The organism is Chitinophaga filiformis, assembly GCF_900102545.1.
In the GTDB taxonomy this organism is placed as follows: domain Bacteria; phylum Bacteroidota; class Bacteroidia; order Chitinophagales; family Chitinophagaceae; genus Chitinophaga; species Chitinophaga filiformis.
The window spans coordinates 17,703-39,855 of the sequence record NZ_FNBN01000012.1 but is presented as its reverse complement, the minus strand read 5'-3'; the positions used below and the strand labels follow the sequence as shown (position 1 = coordinate 39,855).

Here is a 22,153-nt window from a genome sequence, read left to right as displayed (position 1 = left end):
TCCGAAGGCGTTTTTTGCCTGAAGCTTTATTTCTTCAACCACTTCTTATACTCTTTAGTTTCCTTTATGTCATCAAAATTGCTGAAGTATTCATCCTTTTCCAGTGTCTGCTTCACAACCTGCCAGGCCTCTTCCTGCCGGCCAAGTCGTAAAAGGATGCGGACCTGTGAATCATAGATATAATATTCACTTTGGTCTTCAATACATTCCACCGCCTTGTTAACAATAGTGAGTGCCTCTTCCATATTCGCCTGGTCTTCATAAACTTCGTACATCGCCCATGCTACCGCATTGGCTACTATACGGATCACTTCCCTGTAAAAAGCGCCCATGCTGGTGGAAGGCAGTATATGCTCAGGCAACAGCGACAGACCCTTCAAACCTGTTTCAATACAAAGCAGGCTATACCGGCGTTTTTCTTTTTCAGACATCTTCTCATATGCAGCGTCCATCGGCAGGTTGCTGCATGCATTTGTCTTCGCGTAGTAAGTATACAGCAACAGGTATTTATCTACCACCTTCCCACTATTGAAATTGGCCAATACCTGGTCGTATATAGCAATGGCTTTTAGTGGTTTTCCTGCATCGTTAAACCACAACTCATTGCCCTTTTCAAGAAGGTCAGCCGTCTCCTTCCATAATCTGGCAGCTTCCGTATCAATGATCTCATTTTCTGTCCAGTTTTCGCGTAAGTCCAGCTCTACCTCCGGCAATCGTTCTGCTATCCTCAAACGATCAGATATTTTGAAAGAGTTACCTTTCAGGTTCAGTGAGCGCAAACCTGGAAGATTATAAACTTCCTCCGGCAGGTCTGACAACATATTCTCACTAAGATCAAGTATACGCAACTGCCGCAATGCGCCAATACCTTCCAGGTGTTCCGCAGTCATTGGTCTTCGCAGATAACCCGCCTTTTTCTTATTGCCCAGATCAACCTTTGTAGCCTGCAGGTCAGATAATTCCTGCAATCTTTCCGGATCGTGTGACAGATTCGCTGCGATCTTCTTAAACATTTCAGGTTTCAGATCTTCCAGCCATCTGCGGTACAGATCGATCTTCAGTTCTTCCAGCGAAAGAATGTTAAAGAAACCTTTCAATAAACTATGTTTAGCCAGCGGACTTGCCGGATCATTATAGATACCTGAAGCGTGTAACACCTTCAATTTCTTCAGGCCTGAAAGGTCCGGAAGTTCCCTTACATAACCCAGGCTACCATCCAGGTATAGTTCCTCCAGCTCTTTTAACGCCGTTAATGCGGGCGGAATTTGCTTAAAGGAATTCATGTTCATAAACAGGCGTTTCATGCCGGTGCATTCAAGGATGGCGGCTGGAAAATCAACCGGCCTGGCATCTGTGCAGGCATCGCAGCGTAATTCCTCGAGAGCGAGGATGCCTGCCGTCAATACAAAGCTTTTACATTCAGCAACATTCAGTACACGCAGAGAAGTTAACTGACTAAGACTTTCCTGCGGCCGCAGGTCGTAATTCCTAGAAAGGTCAAGCACACGTAAATGCTTTAGCTGTGTCAGTTCGACCGGCAGTGTTTTCAATTCACATCCGGAAAGATGTAATTCCTCGAGATGTTCCAGACGTGCTATTTCTACCGGCAATGTCTTTATGCTATTACCATTCAATTTCAATTGCGTTAGCGACTTCATGGTGGTAAGCAGCATCGGGAATCTATCCAGGTCCTGATCACTAAGATCAAGTACCTTCACCTCTTCCCGAGCGACCTTCATTTTGTCCAGTGCCTGCAACACAGTCTGTCTTGCATCCACTGCTCCTTTCTTCAACGGCGATTTCCTTGCTTTCAGCAAGCCGATGAACGCCTGCCTGCTAAAGGTGTCCTTTTCGAAAACAGCAGCGACCATGACATCCTGAAAATCCTTCACAGTATAATCATAGGCAAAGAAATTGTCAGCATCACTAAAATAATTGATAAGAATAGCACCTTTCGGTTTGATATTCATTTCATGGTTGGAATTCAGCACATAGGGTACATTTGTCTTACCTGTAATGGTTATACTGCCGTCATTGTAATTACCATCCAGCGCGTATCTGATGTCTGCATTGCCTGTTATATAAATGAATTCGTCACCACTATAAAGTACGTCGCATTTTACATCTCCCAGCACCAGTAAACAGGGATAGCTATCTTCACCTGGAGCAATATCCCCCTTGACTGTCAGACCACCCTTTACTAATACAAGCAAGTCAGCTACCTCTACCGGTCCGCCGTGCTCTTCCAGTACGGCTTTTACCCAATCCGGAGTCAGATCTCCTTCTACTGACAGATCAGTGCCAAAGTATAGCACCCGTTCAAAAGCGATCTCACCGATAGGACCATAACTGCTTATATCAACTTTCGCCTTGGCCGCTTCCAATGTGAGTATCTGTGGTTTCGCTGAAGCGGCCATTTCTTTAGGTGCTTTGGCTACCTGTGTATCGTTAGATCCAGGTAAGAATTCATCCCTGAGGATGTGTTTACCTTTATTGATGTAATTGGATATTTTATCGCTGTTGGCATATTCCTTTTCCTTAATCAGCTCGGGAAGAAGTACGGTTATCTCGTTGTAATCATCTTCTACGCCTTCTATTTCCTGATCACCGACAATAGTACCGGATACATCTCCCATGAATTTGAAGGAATGGTCGTCTGCTAAGATCGCCACAGCCTGCGTGTTTCCTTCTACTGTCAGCCGACCATGGTTATAATAACCATAGATGGTTTGTTCTGCCGTCAGGTTTCCTTTTATATAGAATTCGCCGCCGCCTTTATTGATACTTTGCGCATGAAGGTTGCCCGTAACCAACAGGTGTTCACCGCTATCCACATCCGGTTGGAATATCACCCCTTTTACCGTAAGATTACCATCTACGATAATGCCATATATGTCATCTTTAGCAGCAGTACAATGTTTGTAAGTATCAAGGGCGCCGTTAAATGCAACATCCCCCTGATACAACATGTATTTACCTCCATCGTCATACAGGGCGTCAATATACTCATCAAGTTTATACCGCTTGACGGCCACTTTTTCGGAGATAATGGTATAGTCGCCAGGAAGTAAGGTTTTGCCATCCCTTATGATTTCCTGATAGCCTTTTCCCGTTTTTTCTTTTACAAGCTTGTCATATTCCTGTTGGGCTTTTACGGAGTCTTGAAAATCCTCCTGTGTAGTTTTACCGGGGGTACCGATCTTTCCGTACCGGGTTGTAATACTGTTGGCATTCAATGATATCTCCCAGAATTTTGAGGATGTCCCTTCCTGCAGTTCGAAGTACTGGAGCATTTTTTTGATAGGTTTTAAATAATGGTATACGTTATGTTAAAATAGGGTCACCGCTTGCAGCGGATTACGCTTATTATAGCGTCTTTGATATATTGGTCAGGGGATACTATTGTTAACAATGTATTTCATAGCCACTGTTCCTTGCCATGAAGATAATAAAAGTAATATAAATATCTAATTTCATTTAATACGGTTACGATATGCGGTAATTGCCTCGGGGGAGCCATTTCCGTCAGGTAAACATAATACAACTCCAAATCGATTCTAACAATCATTGTTTTCGGTCTACCGGAGATACAGACTACACTTTTTACAATATAGGCTAACTTTTATTTACCGTCTTTCCGGACCTTTGTACTGTCGATGCAGGAGAAGCAAGTTTCCTTCATCCAGGTGTACATGATTAATCTTAACTTAGTTTAAGCCATGAAAGCAATACCTCCGCCCATCATTTATAAAAATATCTCTGAGTTATTACGGGATATGGATATGCCGAAACCGCTGCATCCGCTGGTCGCATTAGTGAACTATGATAGGGAAAAAGGCGGCCGGAATATCGTCGGAAAGAAGTTCATGATCGATTTTTATAAGATTTCTTTTAAGAAGGACTTCAGGGGCCAGATAAAATATGGACAAGGCTACTATGACTTTGAGGAAGGCGGCATGGCTTTTTTAGCGCCGAATCAACTGGTAACAATGTCTGAGGATGAAAGCTGTCTGGACGGTTACATCCTGTTTTTTCATGCTGACCTGATCCGGAACTACCCATTGGGAAAAAACATTCAGCAGTACGGTTTCTTCGCTTATGGAGTAAATGAAGCCTTGTTCCTGTCGGACAAAGAGAAAAAAGTAATCACCGGCTTGTTTGAAAACATTGCCGATGAATTGGATAATAATACAGATGTCTTTAGCCAGGATGTACTGGTTTCCCAGATCGAATTGTTACTTAATTACAGCAATCGTTTTTACAACCGGCAATTCCTTACCCGCAAGGCAATTCATAACGACCTGATTAGTCAGATGGATACCTACCTGAATGGTCGGTTTGAAAACCAGTCAGGGGGTATACCAACTGTCCCCGAGGTGGCTAAGCATCTCAATGTTTCTCCAAGATATCTGTCAGATATGCTCAAAACATTGACCGGGCAAAGTGCACAACAGCATATCCATGACCGGTTAATTGAAAAGGCTAAAGAGACATTAAGCACTACCCGGCTGACTGTTGCTGAAATTGCTTATCAACTGGGTTTTGAACATCCTCAGTCTTTTAATAAATTATTTAAACGCCAAACCAATCTTTCTCCTAACGCCTTTAGAAAGTCTTTTAATTGACCGCTGTAACCGGAGGCATACTTATTCATGTGGAAAGCATGAAAACATTCCGAAGAAGTAAACGGGCGTAATTCACCATCATTATTCATCATAGATCTGATGAGTTTTGGGAATAGATTCTTATGCTGACTACTCAATGCAGTAGCTGGTGGGAAAGGTATGCCTGCAGCTCAGTATCCTTCGGTTATTACAGTCCTGATTTAAAACACATTTAAAAAGCACTATAAAAATGAAACAGTTTGAAAACAATAATGAGAGCATACCAACGATGAAGGCAATCCGGCTGCACGAGTTCGGTGGTCCTGAGGTATTACGTTATGAAGATGCACCGCTTCCTGAGCTGAAGCCGGGTGAGGTACTTGTTCGTGTTCATGCCGTAGGTATCAATCCTCCCGACTGGTATCTGCGCGAAGGCTATAAAATGCTTCCTCCTGAATGGCGGCCACAGATGCCCTTTCCTATCATTCCAGGGTCGGATGTGTCGGGTGTCGTTGAGACTGTTGCGCCAGATGTGCGGGGCTTCTCTGTCGGCGATGAGGTTTTCGGCATGGTTCGTTTTCCCAGCTTCGGGGAAAGCGCTGCTTATGCGGAGTACGTAGCTGTGCCCGCATCTGACCTCGCGCACAAGCCTGCCGGCATCAATCACGTGCAGGCCGCAGCAACGCCGATGGCTGGTCTCACTGCATGGCAGTTTCTGATCGAACTGGGACATGATGTACAGAACCCGCTTCAACCAGAGAGGCATCATCCCGTACCGCTCAACGGCAAAACGGTACTCGTGAATGGTGCAGCAGGTGGCGTAGGGCACTTCGCCGTGCAATTGGCAAAATTGAAGGGGGCACACGTTATTGCTGTAGCATCAGGTAAACATGAGTCGTTCCTCCGCGAACTCGGTGCAGATGATTTCATCGACTACAAAAAGACTCCTCCCGAGGAGGTCGCCCATGATATTGATCTTGTCGTTGATACCCTTGGCGGTCCGACCACCGGTCGTTTCCTTCGTACGCTCAAGCCTGGTGGCGCATTATTCCCCGTATTCTTAGGCTTCTCTGACGCTAAGGAAGCTGCGAAAAGGAATATAACAGTCTCTATGACCCAGGTGCGCTCGAACGGACTACAGCTTGCAGAATTAGGGCGCTTGCTCGATGCCGGAACAGTTCGCGTAGCGATCGACAGTACATTTCCACTTGCTGACGCTCAAAAAGCGCATGAACGAGCCGTCCATGGGCATATTCAGGGTAAAATCGTGCTCACGGTCGCGTAAGGGGTAAAAGTTTTTGGAACACGCTCCGCTGGAGCGTGTTCTTTTTCGTCAGATACTGTTCAATAAAAGCACCAACATGGACATAAAAGAATTAGCCGATAGGATTTCCCTCAAAAACCTGGTTGATACCGTTTCCATCCTGGCGGATAACAAAGATGTGCATGCCGAAGTACAGCTATTTTCTGAGAATGCAATTTCAGAAACCTTTGCCGGAGGTGTGTCAGTGTTAAAACTAAAAGGCCGGGAAGAAATGGAACAAGCGTTTGGAGATTTTCTTAAAGACTTTGAAACTGTTTACCATTTAAATGGCCAGCAGCAGGTGACTATAAATGGTGATAGCGCCACTGGAACTTCTTACTGCCAGGTTACGTTGATAGGTATGGAGAACGGGAAAAAAATGAAGACTACTATAGGTGTTACGTATCAGGATGATTTCATTCGCGAGAACAACCGTTGGCTGATCGCTAAGAGAATAGGGAATTTTGATTGGCAGGAAAAGCGGGAAGTCGGTTGATAACTCATATACAAATATCCTTATCTAACAAATGAAATCTTTGCCAGATTAGAGTTTGAAAGCCAGGGCCCTAATGGCGCAATCAAGAAGGTTGTCGATTACCATGAAATTGGGAAATGGATAGATGGGACTGTAGTATACAATCTGGCTTTTGGAGATTGGGATGAATGTAAAAAGGTGATAAATGATTTAACTATTTCAAATAATGCAGATAGAAATAAAGTGCTATCCAAAGTAGCAAATACAGTGGTTAATATTATGGTTCATTAAGGAAGAAAATATGTCTACAAAATTTTCCAAACTCCTTGATAAAAGGGAAAAACCGGTAATAGGAAAATTGACTGTTCCCGAAGAAGCTGTGCGGAATAGTCCTTTTATTATTAAAAAAATAGAACAAGCTAAACGCATGCTAAAAGAACATCCATTTCCCATTGAACTGCTAAAAACAAAATAATATTTAAGATAAAATAAAATGCCTCACAAAAAGTGAGGCATTTTTCTTGAAACCATGATAACCTTATAAACAATATAGGTTTGGCAGTATCGGTTCATGGTTTACTCATCATTGGACAAAAAGCATGGTTCGAAAAATAAAATAATAACTACTGAATAATCCTCGCCAACTCGCTCTCCAACGCTTCCCCTCTCAGGTTCTTCCCTACTATCTTTCCATTAGGATCGATCAGGAAGTTTTGAGGTATCGCCTTTATATTATACAATTTCGCAGCCGCATTATTCCAGTAATTCATGTCCGAAACCTGCGTCCAGGTCAGTCCGTCATGCTGTATTGCGGCCAGCCAGGCGTCCTTCTTACCTGCCTGATCTAATGATACCCCCAGCACAGTAAAATTCCGGTCCTTATACTTATTATATACTTTAACAACATTAGGGTTTTCCGCGCGGCAGGGTCCACACCAGGATGCCCAGAAATCCAGCAGCACATATTTCCCCCTGAAATCAGATAAACGTACGGGTTGCCCGTTCACATCATTTTCTGTAAAATCTGGTGCAATAGATCCGATTGACGTCGGACCCGTATCAAACAATTCATTTCCCAGTCTTTTCCCTACAGGAGTGTTCCTTACCTCAGGAGACAGCTGTTTAAACAGCGCCCCTACCTGTGTAATGGGAAGATCGCCGCCAGCCAGTTCTATCAAAGCCTCAAGACTTATATAGGAATCGGGGTGATGCATGATATAAGCATATTTCAGGGAATCCCGTTGCTTCATCATCTGCTTTGCTCTATCATACAAAGCTGCTATAAACGTAGTATCTTTGAGCTGCTCAGCAGTAGCTTTCTTATAGGTTTCATCCAGCTGCGATGAAAGTGCATCACCTGATGCCATTACCTCCTTGTAATAGACAACATTTTGCGCATTAATCTTGCCACCCTTCACCACTGCATGTGCTAGTGAATTTGTACCTTTAATACTGATCACTCCCGGTTCCAGGTAAAAAGTGATTGCATCCTCGCTTTCTCCAATCACAATACTTACCTTCTCCGGATCTGTGATAACTCCCTTGAATGTAAATTTGCCACCTGATAACTTCGCAGAATCCAGTGTCTGCTGATTCGACCAGCCATATGAATAGATCAGGTATGCCTTTGCCGGCATCTTCACTTTACTGAGCTGACCTTGTATTGTATAATGGTTTTGTGCAGCTGCACCACCTGTAAATAAAAGCGTCAGGCCCGCGATAATTATTCTTTTCATTATTAGTATCCAAAAGTTTGAGTAAGATTAGGATTGTAAGTAATTTCCGATGGTGGTATCGGCCAGAATTGTTTATAAGCGGTCCAGATACCATTACCTTTTGCAGCAATCATGGCAGCATCCAGCTTGCCTGTGCGTCTCAGGTCAAAAAAGCGGTTCCCCATTTCAGTGAACAGCTCTACCCGACGCTCCTGTGCTATGGCCGCCTGGAGTTCTGTTTCCGTCGATGCGGTTGTATTTGATAGTCCTGCGCGGCTTCTGACTACATTAATATCTTCCTGTGCTCCACTCAGGTTTTTCAATGCGGTTCTTGCTTCTGCTCTTACCAGGTAGATATCCGCCAGCCGTAGTATCATAGACCGCTCAGCACCATTAGCTACTGATTTGTACTTGTTAGGGAAATAATAAGTGGCAGTAGGTGTGATGCCAGTATAGGTAGTGGCCCTCACCCAGTTCGTATACCGGCCGTCGTTAGGCTCAAAACTGTTCAGCAGATCATCCGTTAACTGTACCTGTACCAGGTAAGTAGACACAGGCTCGGTGGTCACTGTAGCCGGCATAGAGTTGTTATAACTCTCGAATTCAGCTGTTATCCTATCGTCTATCATGGCCATTGACCAAATCGTCTCCTGGCTGTTCTTTAAAAATACATCGGCCAGCCCTACCAGCTTGTAAGTATCATTGTCGGCAATCACAGAATCCGCCATATCTGCCGCTCGCTGCCATTCTCCTGTAGCCAGGTACATCTTTGCCAGCAGCGCCTGTGCCGTGCGAAGATTCGGCCGGGCCCTGTCAGCAGTTACCGACCCATAACCATCCCTGTAAGTAGCCGGCAACATGGATGTCGCCATCTTCAGATCACTAATGATCTGCCGGTACACATCGCTTTGTGGCGCACGCGATAACTTATTGGTTACATTAAAATCGGACGTTAAGGCCAGGGCCACATCTCCATATAAATTCGTCAGATAATAGTAATTGAATGCCCGCAAAAAATAACATTCACCCAACCACTGGTTTTTAAAATACAACTGGGCATTTGTAGCATTGATCCCTTCTATTGCCAGATTTAAAGCATAGATCTTGCTATAGGTAGATGACCAGAAATTCACAGTAGCAGGTGAAATAGCATCTTCGTAACACATGTGGATCTTATTATTCGCTGATGTATTAGGCATGGGCAATAATTCGTCTGTATACAAACCGGTAAGCCCTGGAAAATCATCAGGTCCACTTCCGTTCAGCGCAGCCAGAGAGCCGGTCACAATTGCTGATATTGAATTGTCTGATATATATGCGTCGGAACCGCCAATCGTGCCCGCAGGGAGCTGACCATTGTCCAGGTACTTTTGGCAGCTGGTGAACAGCAGTGCTAATGCCAGTAATTTTATGATGCTGATTTTCATTTTCATCTCATTAATTAGTTAGAAGGATACATTTAAACCTCCGGTGATCACTCTCATCGGTGGTATTACTGATAGGCTCAGGTTTTCAGGATCAAGTCCCCCAAGGTTGGAAATGGTGAACAGGTTCTGTGCCTGCACATACACGGAGAGATCCTTCGCATGTAATTTCGAAACCAGCGCGCCGGAGAAATTATACCGGATGCTTACGTTTTGCAACCTCGCATAAGTGGCATCACTGTAGGCACCGGTACTGTTTACATATAATTGTGAAAAGTTGATCAGGTTCATGATAGAAGCACTCATACGCGGCACCTCAGTAATATCTCCCGGCTTTTGCCAGCGGTCCAGCCAGTAAGTAGGGCCGTTTAAACCATTGTAACCCACCGGGAATCCGTTCTGCGCCAATCCATTCATCGCCATCCGCTTGGTAAAAGTGAAAGAAAAATCCAGTGACAGCTGTTTGTAGGTAATTGTATTTCCGATCCCTCCATAATACTTAGGCGCCAGGTCAACAAACTGGGTTTTATCCGCGTCTGTTAATTCCATCGCCTGATAATCACCCTTCTCACCCTTGGCATTCACATAACTGAAATATCCTGTTTCGGGGTTTACACCGGCATAGTTGAATAACATAGTACCGGTAACCGGTTTATCCAATACATAGTTCATTCCCAGATTCCGGTAAGTAGGGAGCTTCACCAGCTTACTGGTTGGAATAGATATATTAAATCGTGTGGTCCAGTTGAAATCCTTCTTCCGGATGTTGTTGGTGCTCACGCTCATCTCCCATCCACTGGTGCGGATCACCGCATCTGTATTCACTGGAAAGCCTCCAAAACCAGTTACAGTAGATAGTGGTATACTGATCAATTGATTTGAAGCAATATTCCGGTAGTAATTTCCTTCCACATGTACTCTGTCTTTAAAGAAACCCAGTTCCAATCCTACTTCAGTATTCCTGTTGTGTTCCCAGCTGAGCTCGGGGTTCGCCAGGCTACCCGGGCTAAGGGTCGTCTTTCCCGCATAGGTACCTGAGCCGGCCACATACTTACTCAGATATGCAAAGTCTCCCACAGCATCTCCTCCAATTATACCCGTACTGGCCCGGAGCTTTCCATAGCTCAGGAATGGCAGACTATATTTGATAAAGGACTCTTCGCTGAAAATCCAGGCAGCAGCTACAGAGCCGAAAGTGCCAAACTTTTTACCCGGGCCAAAACGGGTAGAACCATCCCTTCTTCCATTGAGATTAATAATATATTTCTGGTCCCAGATGTATTTCATGATGACATACATACCGATATCCCGGTAAGGTGTATGACTGTAGACGGTTGACACTTTTGTAGCCACAGAAGGATTGCTGAGCAGCGCATCGGAGGGAAAACCCGTACCAGAGATTTCATCAACAGTACTGAGGTTGTTATCCAGCTTTCCGCCAACCTTAAAGCTGAACTCCCCTTTCTGCCAGAAGTTATTATTATACTCTGCATAGGGTTCAAAGGTTACATTACGTGTTTGAAAATGGTGAAAGCTGCTAAATGTATTGGCAGCGGCATCCACCTTGTTTGGAGGCATGGCAGTGGTAGGAAATCCCATTAACTGCTGACCGTTGATATTACTGTAACCAAGGTTCACACGTAATGCCACATGCTTCAAAGGCCGGTAAACGAGGTTCATATTGCCAAGTAAGTTGTTGGTCACATTACGATAAGTACGGTTTATATCTGCTATGCGCGTATTGATCGGACTTTCCCAGTTCACACTGCCATCAGGCAGGAAAGGAGCAGGTGCATTAGGCGGCGTGAATACAGCTACAGATGAAAAATCTATCGGTACCATGGTACTAACATTCGAAAGATAAGTGCCCGAAACCGCATAACTGAACATATTATTCTTCGTATTCGTATTGATGGAAAAGTGCATGGAACCATCCACCATGGAGCCTTTATGTAACTGAATGTTGCCCGTCTTCCGGAGACTGCCGCTTACCATATAACTGGAAGTCTGTGTACCACCTCCGTAAGTCAGGTTTACATTGGCTGTTTGTGCCATATTACCCAACATCTGCTTTTGATAATTATTATCTCTGTCCACTGGGTAAGTCCCGTTCAGATCGAGATCTCCGTCTCCTATAGCAGTGCCATCATTCTTCAATGCCTCCCGGCGAAGCATGAGGTATTGCGCGGTATTCATCGGCTTCACATGCTGACCTAACATGGACACACCATCGTACACATTTACATTCAGCGTAGCCGGTCCTGGCTTTGCTTTTTTTGTCGTAATGAGGACCACACCGTAAGCTCCTTCTGCACCATATAGAGAGGTGGCATCTGCATCTTTCAGCACACTGATGCTTTCAATATCATTAGGGTTTAAGAAATTCAGTCCATTACCTCCCTGTAAAAAGTTACCAGTGCCATAATTGGTATTTGTTTCCATAGGTAGCTTAGCTCCCGGATAGGTCACACCGTCTACTACTATCAGCGGAGGAGGAGCGTTCGAACTAAAGTTAGCTGCATTCCTCAACCGGAGCGAAAAAGCACCTCCCGGCTGGCCGGTTACCTGTTGAATGAATAAGCCTGGCACCTTTCCCTGTAATGCTTCCAGCACATTGTTGACAGGATTCTTCGCAATATCTTTTGCCGTAATCGTCGTTACATCCCCTGTATTAAACCGCTTGGTGGTCGAGCCATAAGCAATGACCTGCACCTGATCCAGATCTCCTATGTCCGCTCGCAATACCACCTTTAAGGGTCCGGCGCTATTGTTTGCAGGTAGCACTTCCCGGCTCACAAATCCCACAGATGAAAACTGCAATACGGCTTTCTCATCGGGAATGATGATTGTAAAACTTCCTTTTTCATTGGTCAGGGTCACCCGTTGGAGATCTCCTTTCACCTTTACAGTTACGCCCGGAAGGTAATTATTATGTTCATCCATCACGATGCCAGTCACCATTCTGGGAGGAGCCGGTTCTCTGGTGATGGATTTCGCATGGATCAGAATAATATTATTCTCAATACTATAACCAAGCGGTTGATTGACCAGACATTTATTAAGTACTGCGGGGAGGTCAAGATCTTTCACATGAACAGTCACCGGCTTGCTGGCATTCAGCATATCATCGGTATAAAAGAAGTCATACCCCGTCTGTTTCCTGATCTCTTTAAACACCTGCGAGAGCGGTGTCTTTTCCATGTTAAGCGTGACCTTCTGTGCATAACTACTGGCACTTGCCTGTACAAGTCCGATTGTAGTGAGAATGAGTACGATCAATTTCATAATGCGCAAGAACATTAGTGCGCAGGTTGTCCACCTGCCTGATTTTTCAGGACAAAAATTCATAATTTTGGTTGAGTTAATTCGCAAAGCAATCCTGCCCACGAAGCTGTGTATGCTACGCGAATAATGTTTAATGAATAATGTTTAGCCTGAGACCGGCCACACCAGTATCAGTACCTAAGCAAAGCCTTAACCGGAAGTGTTCCACCACTTCCGGTTTTCTGTTTGAGCTCGGCTTTTTCGTAGGTATAGGTGATCATTGAATTACTGTCATTGCATTTTAATGTGTTGGTTGATAAATAATTGTGATCTTTTATTGGTCAGCTATAGTAATATGATTGTTCTTCACTGTAAATTTTACTGCCGCAGTACTTTCCAGCATTTTTAGTACTACCGATAGATTCCGTGACCGGGATATCTCCCCGCTAAAAGTCAGCGTGCTGTGACTATAATGTCCATAATCCACGTCCACATCGTACCACCTGGACACTTTTCGCATAATATCCGGCAGGGTTTCGTTCTTAAATATAAAATCCCCCTCCTTCCAGTCAATAGCCACCTCAGGATCTACAGCGCTTACCTTCACATGTTGCAGATTGTTCAAAATAGCCTGTTGCCCCGGTTTCAATACAGCACTTTCGCCACCGTCAGCTGTTACACGAACGGCACCCTGTAATAGGGTAGTTTTAATCACCGGTTCATCCGGATACGCGTTTACGTTAAAATGAGTTCCTAATACATCGATTCTTTGTCCCTTACAAACAACCCTGAACGGCTGATCGGCACGTTGTGCAACTTCAAAGAAAGCCTCCCCGGTAATTTCAACTGCACGTTCCCCGCCTTTGAAAGCAACCGGGTAAGTAACAGAGGAAGCAGCATTCAACCACACCTGTGTACCGTCTGCCAGTACCAGATGATGTTGTCCTCCCCTTGGGGTACTTACCGTATTGATCATAACAGGCGCCTCATCGTCCGGTATTTCTTCACCGGAATAGTTCAGTTCTCCTTCGGCTTTCTTTTTAATGATGATACCACCCTGTTGTGCCAGCTCTCCTTCCATAGCATCTTCCAGTATAATGTGCTGGCCATTGGCCAGTGTAAGCACGGCCTTGTTAGACCCGGGAGGGGCATCATGTTGTGTCACCGCTACGGGCTGACGTTCCGGTACATTCCTGAAGTGGTACCAAAAATATCCTCCTGCTATCACCAGTACAGCTACAGCCGCCGCCACAGACATCCATGGCAGGCGGTTCCGCTGTTTGGTTGGTAAGTGAGGGATAAGTAGTTCTATTTCAAGCAACTGATCATCCGTAAGCTCCTCCAGATCTGGTAGCTCCAGCTGATCATACCATGATTCAATGATCGCTTTCTCCTCCGGAGTGCATTCTCCGGCATTATATTTATGTAGCAGCGCCTTAAATGAGACTCCCATATAATGTATGACAGCCAGAAAAGAGGGAAGGGCTAGTGGAAATGAAAATTTTTATAAAAAATAATGCAGGGCGATCAGGGTGCATAACCCGATCTTCAAACGCAGGATCTTCAATGCGCCTTTAATATGGTTCTTCACGGTAAACTCGGAGATATTGAGTCGCTCAGCGATTTCTTTGTGGGAAAGATGTTCCTTTCGGCTCAGGATGAATACTTCCCGCATTTTGGGAGGAAGTGCTGCAATCTCCTTGTCAATCATTTGCTGTAATTCCTTTTCCCGGATCTGAATATCGGAAGCATTGTACCCTTCATCCATAAAGTTTTGAAAATTAAGCGCATACCGGGCCTCTACCTGCTTATGCTCTATATAGTTCAATACTTTATTACGGACCATTGTATATAAATAGGCAGATACGTGCAGAATGGGCGGAAGCTGCTCACGTTGGCTCCATAGCGTAGAAAACACCTCCTGCACTATTTCCTTCGCGTCCTCAAGATCGCCGGTTTTCTTATAACTATGTATGATCAGGGGCTTTTTATACCTGTTGTAAAGTTCAGTAAAAGCATCATTGTCGCCTGCCTGTAGCATGACAACCAGCTCTTTATCATCGGCATGTAGTAAGAACCCCATTGCGTCAAAATTAGAAAAAAGCGGGAGATTTCAGAAGGCTTTACAATGTACCCGTCTATAGGCACCGCCTGATCCGTTATTTGTTGTCTTAGGAGCAAAGGTGGCACCATGCTCACAAACTGCCACAGTTGAAAACAGTCCCCTGTAACATGCTGAATATGATAAAGATATAAAATGAAGCAACTTGATGCATTTTGACGGGAAATGAAATGACAGGGTTCAAACGGGTCATTTAGTTTTACCGGAAACTTATTTTCTATGCGTATGATGCTGATCGTTCTTATACTGATCAACCTATTAATGTCCTGCTCTCCGCAGGAACAGAAAAATTTCTGGAATGGCCCGCATGCCTACCTTGACCAGTTACCGCCCAACGATACTCCCAGACGGTTTGCACCAACCTTATTGACAGACTCGGGGTATTTCGTGCTCGCCCGGGTTGCATTTTCTCCTGATGGGAAAGAGTTTTTTTACGGCAGCAATAACGAATGGTTCAGCAACCAACACCAACGATTAAGTTATTTCCGGTTCGACAGTGCGACCAACAAATGGCAGGGGCCTGTCCTGCTGGCCAGCCAGTACGGAACACCTACTTTTGCAATGGATGGGCAAACCCTGCTGGTGACAGACAATGCAGGCATCCAACAAATGCACAAGGTGGACGGGAAATGGGGTAAGCCACAATCATGGCTCAAACGTTCGTATGTATTGTATAATTACATGCCGACCCTCAGCGGACGGGCATACGTAGGGAGTAATGGTACCTGGGGAAAACAGGACGACATGGCCGCATGGAAATTTGCCGTAATGCCGCCTGCCCCCGAAGACACCTCCATCCAAAATTTAGGTGAACCGCTCAACGCACCGGGCTTCAATGGCGACCTATACGTCGCACCCGACGAATCTTATATGATCATCAGCGCCAAAGAAACTAAGGATTTCGAATGCGAGCTGTGGATCAGCTTCCGGAAAAAAGACAACACCTGGAGTGCTCCACAAAGCCTCGGCCCGCTAATTAACAATGGGTTGGCCCACCGTTTCGGACAGTATGTGACCCCAGATGGTAAATACTTGTTTTATACCAAGGGTACAAGTGAAAAAGACTGTGGTATATACTGGGTGCGCTTCGATAACTTATTGAGTCAATTGAAATCAAAGCAGTAATCAGCGTTTTGCCGATTGGCCACCGTTCCTCACAGAAATGCATCAAACCGCTTCAGAGCGCGTTTGATGCATTTAGTATTTTCTGATTAACTCAGCTTATTCAAAAGAAAAAAACAATCTAACCTGTAAGGAACCGCATCCCATCATCTTCACCAAACTTGAAAACGGTATTGATCCGCACCGTTTTTAAACTGCCGATTCCCCTTCCTGCTGCAATTGCAGATGAACATCCGGATTGTATATTTCCAGAATGTACGATGGATTCCTAAGATCCTTAAATTGAAATTGACGATACAACCCGTGAGCAGTACTTGTATTAAGCATTATCCTTCTTAGCCGCTTAGACCATGGTTGTTCCAGTATATTGGACAGCATTCTCTTCGCTACTCCCCTCCCCTGAAACTCCGGAAGAACCAGGAAATCAGCGAACCAGCCAAACGTATAGTAATCAGTAATTACACGTCCGAATCCAATTTGTTTTCCATCTGAAAAGGCGCCCACACAAAAGGAATTACTAAGGGAATTGTCCACCAACGAATAAGAAATGCCCTTCGCCCAGTATGACTCCTCGCTTAGATACCTGTGTACCATTTCAACATCCATATTCTCCTTGCCTGTTTTAATAACTACATCCAGCATGTTTATGTTATTTTATAAGGCAAAACTAAACCCGGAACACCAATAAGCACAGTCCCAGTTTTGTGTATTTCGATGGACACAGTTACTTTTGTACCATGAAAGATGATTTCCTTTATATAGAGATCTCAAACAACATCGCCAGGTTGATCAGGGACAAAGTTTTGAGTGCAGGAGATCGCCTTCCCTCAGTAAGAATGCTGTGTCAGGAGCATGGCATTAGCATGAATACAGCTAAGAGGGTATTTCTCGAACTGGAAGCTCAATCACTTATAGAATCGAAACCCCAGTCAGGGTATTATGTAAGCCAGTTACCTTATCAGAGACTACTTCTCCCCGCTACAAGCAATCCTTTGCCGATCAGTAACAATAGTGAGCCAGATGAGCTGATCAGGAAAGTCTATTCAACTATGGGTAAAAAGGACCTTACATTTTTCTCTATCGGTGCACCTTCCAAAGACTTATTACCATTAGCAAAACTGAATAAGGAAATACTGCATGCAACCCGGCAGCTTCCTGCCAGTGGTACTGAATATGAACAACTACAAGGGAATGAACAGCTGCGCAAACTGATTGCGGCCCGCTCCATATCATGGGGCGGACGCCTTCGGGAAAGTGATCTGATAACTACTGCAGGCGGGATGAATGCTTTATCCTTTTGCATGATGGCCTTAGGAAAACCTGGTGATACCATTGCTATGGAAAGTCCCTGCTATCCCGGTAGTTTACAACTGGCCAGAAGCCTGGGCCTGAAAGTACTTGAACTGCCTACTCATCCAACCACAGGAGTTGAAATAGACGCCTTAAAAAAGGTGATCAATAAAATCAACCTCTGCCTCCTGGTGCCAAATTTTAATACACCTTTAGGCAGTTGTATGCCTGAAGAAAATAAAAAAGAAGTAGTAGCGCTATTGGCCCAACATCAGATTCCACTGATAGAAGATGATATATACGGCGATTTATATTTCGGTACTCAACGACCTAAATGCTGCAAAACATTTGACCGGGAGGGCAATGTTTTATTATGCAGTTCCTTTTCTAAAACCTTAGCACCAGGTTACCGCGTAGGATGGGTGGCGCCTGGTAAGTACAAGGAACAAATTCTTACACTGAAACTCGCTCATGCAATCTCTTCTTCCACTATTACACAGGAAGCAGTAGCAAATTTCCTTAAGAGCGGCCGCTATGATATCCATCTCAGGAAGATGCGTTTAACCCTACAACAAAACTATACTCACTATATAAATGCCATCACCGGGTATTTCCCGGAAGACACCAAAATCAGCCGGCCACAGGGAGGATTGGCCTTGTGGGTCGAGTTCAATAAAAAAGTCAACACTTCAGAATTATTCGAAGCTGCAATGAAGCAGAAAATAAGTATTGCTCCGGGAAGAATGTTTACACTTCAAAACCAATTTGAAAACTCCATGCGCCTTTCTTTAGGCTTACTATTGTCAGAAGAAGTACGGCAGAAACTAAAACTACTTGGTAAATTGGTGATGTCAATGCAATAAGTTGTAGTCAAAACAGCCACTCAATTATTTAAGCACTTTCTTCATCATGATATCGATCTGCTCGTCTTCTCCAAGTTTGAAAATATGCTTATCGAAAGCAACAAACCCATTCTTTTCATAAAATCTTATTGCCTTCAGGTTATTCTCCCATACACCCAGCCATATAAACGATTTGCGCTGATCCAGGGCCACTTCCAATGCCTTTTCGTATAAAAGTTGACCTATTTTCTTACCATGATAAGCACTAAGCACGTAAATACGTTCTATCTCGATAGCGGTATCATCCTGTAGTTCAGTCTGCGCTTTGCCGGTATTTAGCTTGAGGTACCCGATAGGCGTCTTCCCCTCCCATGCAATGAAGAACCGGGAATCCGGGTTATTCAACTCTTCGCTGACCTTCTCCGGTCGGAAATTTTCATCCAGGTACTTTTTCATGTCAGCGGCTGTATTGCTTTGCGCAAAGGTTTCAACGAAGGTTTCCTGACCAAGCTGCCTTAGATGTTCAATATCCTCAGTAGAGGTTCTTCTTATACTGACATGTTCCATATTCCCTCAGGATTAGTTTATATAGTGCAAAATTATTAAATGATTAGCTGGCTTTATAGTCCAATTTTCAGAAAATGGGCAGTCCAATTTAAAGATGCAGGTTTCTTTTGAACAATGAATGATTTGAAACAGACAATTTATCGGCTCGGGTTATAAAGACGTATCCCACTTTAATCATTTCTTCAAAAAAATGACCAACACCCGCCCTTCTGATTATAGAAAAAGATGAGGTATTATTAGCACCAGCTAATTAAACGATTGCCGGAATTGCAATGGCGACAGGTTGGTTTTCGTTTTAAATAACTTACTGAACGACTGAGAATGTTCAAACCCCAATTCATAAGCAATTTCGCTTACAGACAATGTGGTCGTAGACAGTTTTTCTTTGGCCTTTTCAATCAGCTTATCTTGGATATGTTGTTGTGTACTTCTCCCTGTCAGCACCTTGAGTAGTCCGCTTAAATAACTCGGCGATATATTTAACGTAGCAGCAATATATTGTACTGTCGGAAGGCCATTTGATATCAGGTCATCACTGTTGAAATAATCACTAAGCATTTCTTCCAGACGATCAAGAATTTTATGATTCGTTACTTTTCTTGTGATAAACTGACGCTGGTAGAATCTTTCAGCATAATTCAGCAACGTTTCAATCTGGGAAATGATAATATTCTGGCTGAACTTATCGATGTTTGAATGATATTCCTGCTGGATATTTTGAATGATATGATTAATGATCGCCTCTTCCTTGTCTGAAAGGAACAGCGCTTCATTAGCGGCATAGTTAAAGTATTCGTATTGTTTTATGGTTTTGGCTAATGATGTATTCCAAAGAAAATCAGGATGAATGAACATTACCCACCCCGAATGATTGGATGCTGTATTGGGTATTGCTTCAATTCTTAATACCTGGTTAGGTGCAAAAAAGAACATGACGCCTTCATCAAAATCGTATTCCTGCTGTCCATAAATCATTTTGAAACCCATACCCCTCTTAATAGCGATAGAGTAGCAGTCGCAGATTACACTCTGAGGCCTGCCTTCCGAAAGGTTGACTTTTGAATAATCCACTACACTGATCAAAGGATGTTCAGGTTGTGGCAACCCCCACAGCCTATGAAACTCTGTTATCGTTTTAACCCTCAGTGGATTTGTATTCTCCATATTACAAAAATAGATTTTATTTTATAAGGAGAGGACCACTCTGCCTTGTACGCGCTGTCCCTTCTCAACAGCGGTGATTGTAGCCACTGCATCTGAGAATGGTGCTTCCAGTCCTATTACAGACTTCAATACGCCCTGTGCTGCTAATGCCGCGATCTCCGGAAGATGTTGGGTTGCCATCGTCGCAAAAACAAGCTTATACCTGCGGGAAAGCAGACCACGGATCATTCTTTTCGGCGTTGGGTTAATATCGATAAATACACCTTTCGGCTTGAGCATTGATAAGCCATTGCCAACATCCAGCGTGCCTGCAGTGTCAAAAATTACATCAAATGGCTCAATACTGTGCCGGTATTCATCGTCAGCGTAGTTAAAGACCGGATCAACACCCGCCAGCCTGGCATTAAGCATGGATGCCTGGCTACATGTTCCCGCTACCCGGGCGCCCTTCGCCAGCGCCAATTGCACTGCCATGGATCCTACAGCACCTGTGCAACCATTGATCAATATCCGTGAATTATCAGATACCCGTGCCTTAAGATACATCGCAGCCCAGGCTGTCTGGACCGGAATCGGAAGACAGGCCGCCTCAGTGAATGAAAGATGGGAAGGCTTTTTCGTCACATAGCGCGAGGCAGTCACCAGGACCTCCGCAAAAGCTCCCGGCTTTTTGACGTCCATGGTACCGAATACATCATCGCCCACCTTAATGTTAGACACATCTTTGCCTACCGCCTCTACAATACCTGAAAAGTCAGACCCAATGCCTTTGGGAAACGCGCTGCCCATAAGAAGCTTCATGCTGCCCTGGCGCTGCTTCCAGTCCAGGGGATTGATGGCGGCGGCTTTAACCCTCACCTGCACCTCATCCCGCTTTAACTGTGGTAATTGATACTCGCCCATGTACATCTCATGGGCCCCTCCGTAATGATTGAACTGAACTCTCTTCATAAATGCTGCTGATATTTTGGCATCACAAAGCTCAGTAACCGTTCAAAAACGGATGTAGCCCAATCTACTTTTCTTGTAGTCCAATTAGAGGCAGAGACTATCTGCCTCCAGTCTTTTGCCAACGCTTACAGCAAAAAAATCCGATCTTTGAACCCTATACCGTAGGAAACTACCCCATCAGCATTTCACCACATTTTTAAAATAACACCAAACATGAACGGAAGGAAAATCGTAATTATAGACCCACAAAACGACTTTACCTGCTTAGACGGCTTTTATGCCCAAAGACATAAGGAAATAAGGCAGATACGTGATGCAAAAAGCAGAATTAACAGAATACTATCCCTGCAGGAAAAAAAGAACATTATCATTCTTCGTTCTGACTACAAAGAGGATCAATTTGAAGAGGGATTGACAATTTGTTTACCAGATACTTTCGGCAATCAGATAGACAGTGATCTGAATGTAGATAATACATTCACATATATCACAAAAACGGAGCACAGTGGTTTTTCTTCCGAAAGCTTCACTAATTTCTTAAAGGATACAGGCACCAGGGTGCTGTTCTTATGCGGATTCCTTGCTGAATACTGTGTTAAACAAACGGCGCTTGATGCATTGGAACACGGATATGATGTTTATCTTATTGAAGACTGTATAGGCACAGGAGATGATGTTCAGTTCAGAAAACAGGATATGATGAATGAACTGGCTACTAAAGGGGCTACCATCATTAACAGCAGCGTTGAACTTGAAAGAATCTTTTAACGGGATGCCTTTTAAATTTAAAGTTTGTGAGCAGGATATTCCATGTCCACCCCAACATGATGTTTCTGCACCAATGTCCAGCCAAGGAATCCTGCAATCAACGTCAATATAAACCCGATTCCAGTAAGTAAAATAGCACTGCCTGCTTCAGGATTGGGATCATCCCATTTAGGACATTCAAGCCATGCTGTAGCTCCGTAACAAACCAGGGCAACTACATTACAGATCATATGAAAAACACCCGTTTTCTTTGCCCTTGATTCAGCCGGAATAAACAGCCAGTCGAGAAATCCCGGTATTGCTGCAAGCAGCGCCATAACAGCCCCTGCTATATTCGCTACAACAGCAACTTTAAACCAGAATGGGTTGCTGTTGGCGCTATAAACGATATAACAGACAAGCGTAGCTGTATAAAATGCAACAGGAAATGAAACGAGCATCGGATGTATTGGATGCCCCAGAAGTTTGATTTTACTGTACATAGATAAACTATTTAAATTCACTAATTAATCTTCTCAGCAAAAGCAATAAGGGATAACCAT

The 22,153-nt window shown here is 44.1% G+C and carries 19 protein-coding genes; 8 read left to right on the top strand and 11 right to left on the bottom strand.

The annotated features are described in order from the left end of the window. Positions 1 to 26: 26 nt before the first annotated feature. A complete protein-coding gene (locus BLR32_RS30875) occupies positions 27 to 3,293 on the bottom strand; it encodes a leucine-rich repeat domain-containing protein (RefSeq protein WP_089838012.1) in 3,267 nt (1,088 codons plus the stop codon). Between the two features lie 426 nt (positions 3,294 to 3,719). On the opposite strand from BLR32_RS30875, the gene BLR32_RS30870 reads away from it, so the two are divergent. The 5 genes from BLR32_RS30870 (at position 3,720) to BLR32_RS34185 (ending at position 6,857) form a co-directional block, all read left to right on the top strand. Next, a complete protein-coding gene (locus BLR32_RS30870; RefSeq protein WP_089838010.1) occupies positions 3,720 to 4,625 on the top strand; it encodes a helix-turn-helix domain-containing protein in 906 nt (301 codons plus the stop codon). A gap of 229 nt (positions 4,626 to 4,854) precedes the next feature. Beyond that, positions 4,855 to 5,889: an NADP-dependent oxidoreductase gene (locus tag BLR32_RS30865; RefSeq protein ID WP_089838008.1), complete on the top strand. Its 1,035-nt coding sequence runs from the start codon at positions 4,855 to 4,857 to the stop codon at positions 5,887 to 5,889. 76 nt (positions 5,890 to 5,965) lie between these two features. Next, positions 5,966 to 6,403 carry a nuclear transport factor 2 family protein gene (locus BLR32_RS30860; protein ID WP_089838006.1) on the top strand — a complete coding sequence of 146 codons (438 nt, stop codon included), beginning with the start codon at positions 5,966 to 5,968 and terminating at the stop codon, positions 6,401 to 6,403. A 6-nt stretch (positions 6,404 to 6,409) separates the two neighbouring features. After that, positions 6,410 to 6,673: a DUF6934 family protein gene (locus BLR32_RS34690; RefSeq protein WP_394331208.1), complete on the top strand. Its 264-nt coding sequence runs from the start codon at positions 6,410 to 6,412 to the stop codon at positions 6,671 to 6,673. Positions 6,674 to 6,683: 10 nt separating this feature from the next. After that, on the top strand, positions 6,684 to 6,857 hold the full coding sequence (locus BLR32_RS34185) for a hypothetical protein (RefSeq protein WP_176842491.1): 174 nt from the start codon (positions 6,684 to 6,686) through the stop codon (positions 6,855 to 6,857). Positions 6,858 to 7,005: 148 nt separating this feature from the next. On the opposite strand, the gene BLR32_RS30855 is transcribed toward BLR32_RS34185, so the two are convergent. The 5 genes from BLR32_RS30855 to BLR32_RS30835 all read right to left on the bottom strand — a co-directional run bounded on the left by BLR32_RS30855 (position 7,006) and on the right by BLR32_RS30835 (position 14,868). Beyond that, entirely contained in the window at positions 7,006 to 8,118 is a 1,113-nt protein-coding gene (locus BLR32_RS30855; RefSeq protein ID WP_089838004.1) for a TlpA disulfide reductase family protein, read from the bottom strand. Between the two features lie 2 nt (positions 8,119 to 8,120). Further along, complete coding sequence (locus BLR32_RS30850) at positions 8,121 to 9,524, bottom strand: RagB/SusD family nutrient uptake outer membrane protein (RefSeq protein WP_176842490.1); 1,404 nt, start codon at positions 9,522 to 9,524, stop codon at positions 8,121 to 8,123. 18 nt (positions 9,525 to 9,542) lie between these two features. Further along, on the bottom strand, positions 9,543 to 12,806 hold the full coding sequence (locus BLR32_RS30845) for a SusC/RagA family TonB-linked outer membrane protein (protein ID WP_176842489.1): 3,264 nt from the start codon (positions 12,804 to 12,806) through the stop codon (positions 9,543 to 9,545). A 313-nt stretch (positions 12,807 to 13,119) separates the two neighbouring features. After that, positions 13,120 to 14,238: a FecR family protein gene (locus BLR32_RS30840; RefSeq protein WP_089837998.1), complete on the bottom strand. Its 1,119-nt coding sequence runs from the start codon at positions 14,236 to 14,238 to the stop codon at positions 13,120 to 13,122. Between the two features lie 51 nt (positions 14,239 to 14,289). Next, positions 14,290 to 14,868 (bottom strand): RNA polymerase sigma-70 factor, encoded by a 579-nt coding sequence (locus tag BLR32_RS30835; RefSeq protein ID WP_089837995.1) that lies wholly within the window; start codon positions 14,866 to 14,868, stop codon positions 14,290 to 14,292. Between the two features lie 258 nt (positions 14,869 to 15,126). Here BLR32_RS30835 and BLR32_RS30830 point away from each other — a divergent pair, with 258 nt between their 5' ends. Beyond that, a complete protein-coding gene (locus BLR32_RS30830; protein ID WP_089837994.1) occupies positions 15,127 to 16,032 on the top strand; it encodes a hypothetical protein in 906 nt (301 codons plus the stop codon). A 186-nt stretch (positions 16,033 to 16,218) separates the two neighbouring features. Here BLR32_RS30830 and BLR32_RS30825 read toward each other — a convergent pair whose 3' ends face one another. Next, positions 16,219 to 16,671 carry a GNAT family N-acetyltransferase gene (locus BLR32_RS30825; RefSeq protein ID WP_089837991.1) on the bottom strand — a complete coding sequence of 151 codons (453 nt, stop codon included), beginning with the start codon at positions 16,669 to 16,671 and terminating at the stop codon, positions 16,219 to 16,221. Positions 16,672 to 16,766: 95 nt separating this feature from the next. On the opposite strand from BLR32_RS30825, the gene BLR32_RS30820 reads away from it, so the two are divergent. After that, positions 16,767 to 18,182, top strand: coding sequence for an aminotransferase-like domain-containing protein (locus tag BLR32_RS30820; RefSeq protein ID WP_089837989.1), 1,416 nt, complete (start codon positions 16,767 to 16,769; stop codon positions 18,180 to 18,182). Positions 18,183 to 18,206: 24 nt separating this feature from the next. On the opposite strand, the gene BLR32_RS30815 is transcribed toward BLR32_RS30820, so the two are convergent. The 3 genes from BLR32_RS30815 to BLR32_RS30805 form a co-directional block, all read right to left on the bottom strand. Beyond that, a complete protein-coding gene (locus tag BLR32_RS30815) occupies positions 18,207 to 18,728 on the bottom strand; it encodes a GNAT family N-acetyltransferase (RefSeq protein WP_089837987.1) in 522 nt (173 codons plus the stop codon). 246 nt (positions 18,729 to 18,974) lie between these two features. After that, a complete protein-coding gene (locus tag BLR32_RS30810; protein ID WP_089837985.1) occupies positions 18,975 to 19,892 on the bottom strand; it encodes a helix-turn-helix domain-containing protein in 918 nt (305 codons plus the stop codon). A gap of 21 nt (positions 19,893 to 19,913) precedes the next feature. After that, positions 19,914 to 20,843 carry an NAD(P)-dependent alcohol dehydrogenase gene (locus BLR32_RS30805; RefSeq protein ID WP_089837983.1) on the bottom strand — a complete coding sequence of 310 codons (930 nt, stop codon included), beginning with the start codon at positions 20,841 to 20,843 and terminating at the stop codon, positions 19,914 to 19,916. Positions 20,844 to 21,056: 213 nt separating this feature from the next. On the opposite strand from BLR32_RS30805, the gene BLR32_RS30800 reads away from it, so the two are divergent. Beyond that, complete coding sequence (locus tag BLR32_RS30800; protein ID WP_089837981.1) at positions 21,057 to 21,611, top strand: cysteine hydrolase family protein; 555 nt, start codon at positions 21,057 to 21,059, stop codon at positions 21,609 to 21,611. A 17-nt stretch (positions 21,612 to 21,628) separates the two neighbouring features. Here the strand turns inward: BLR32_RS30800 and BLR32_RS30795 are convergent, their stop codons facing one another. After that, on the bottom strand, positions 21,629 to 22,093 hold the full coding sequence (locus BLR32_RS30795) for a DUF2231 domain-containing protein (RefSeq protein ID WP_089837979.1): 465 nt from the start codon (positions 22,091 to 22,093) through the stop codon (positions 21,629 to 21,631). Positions 22,094 to 22,153 lie beyond the last annotated feature (60 nt).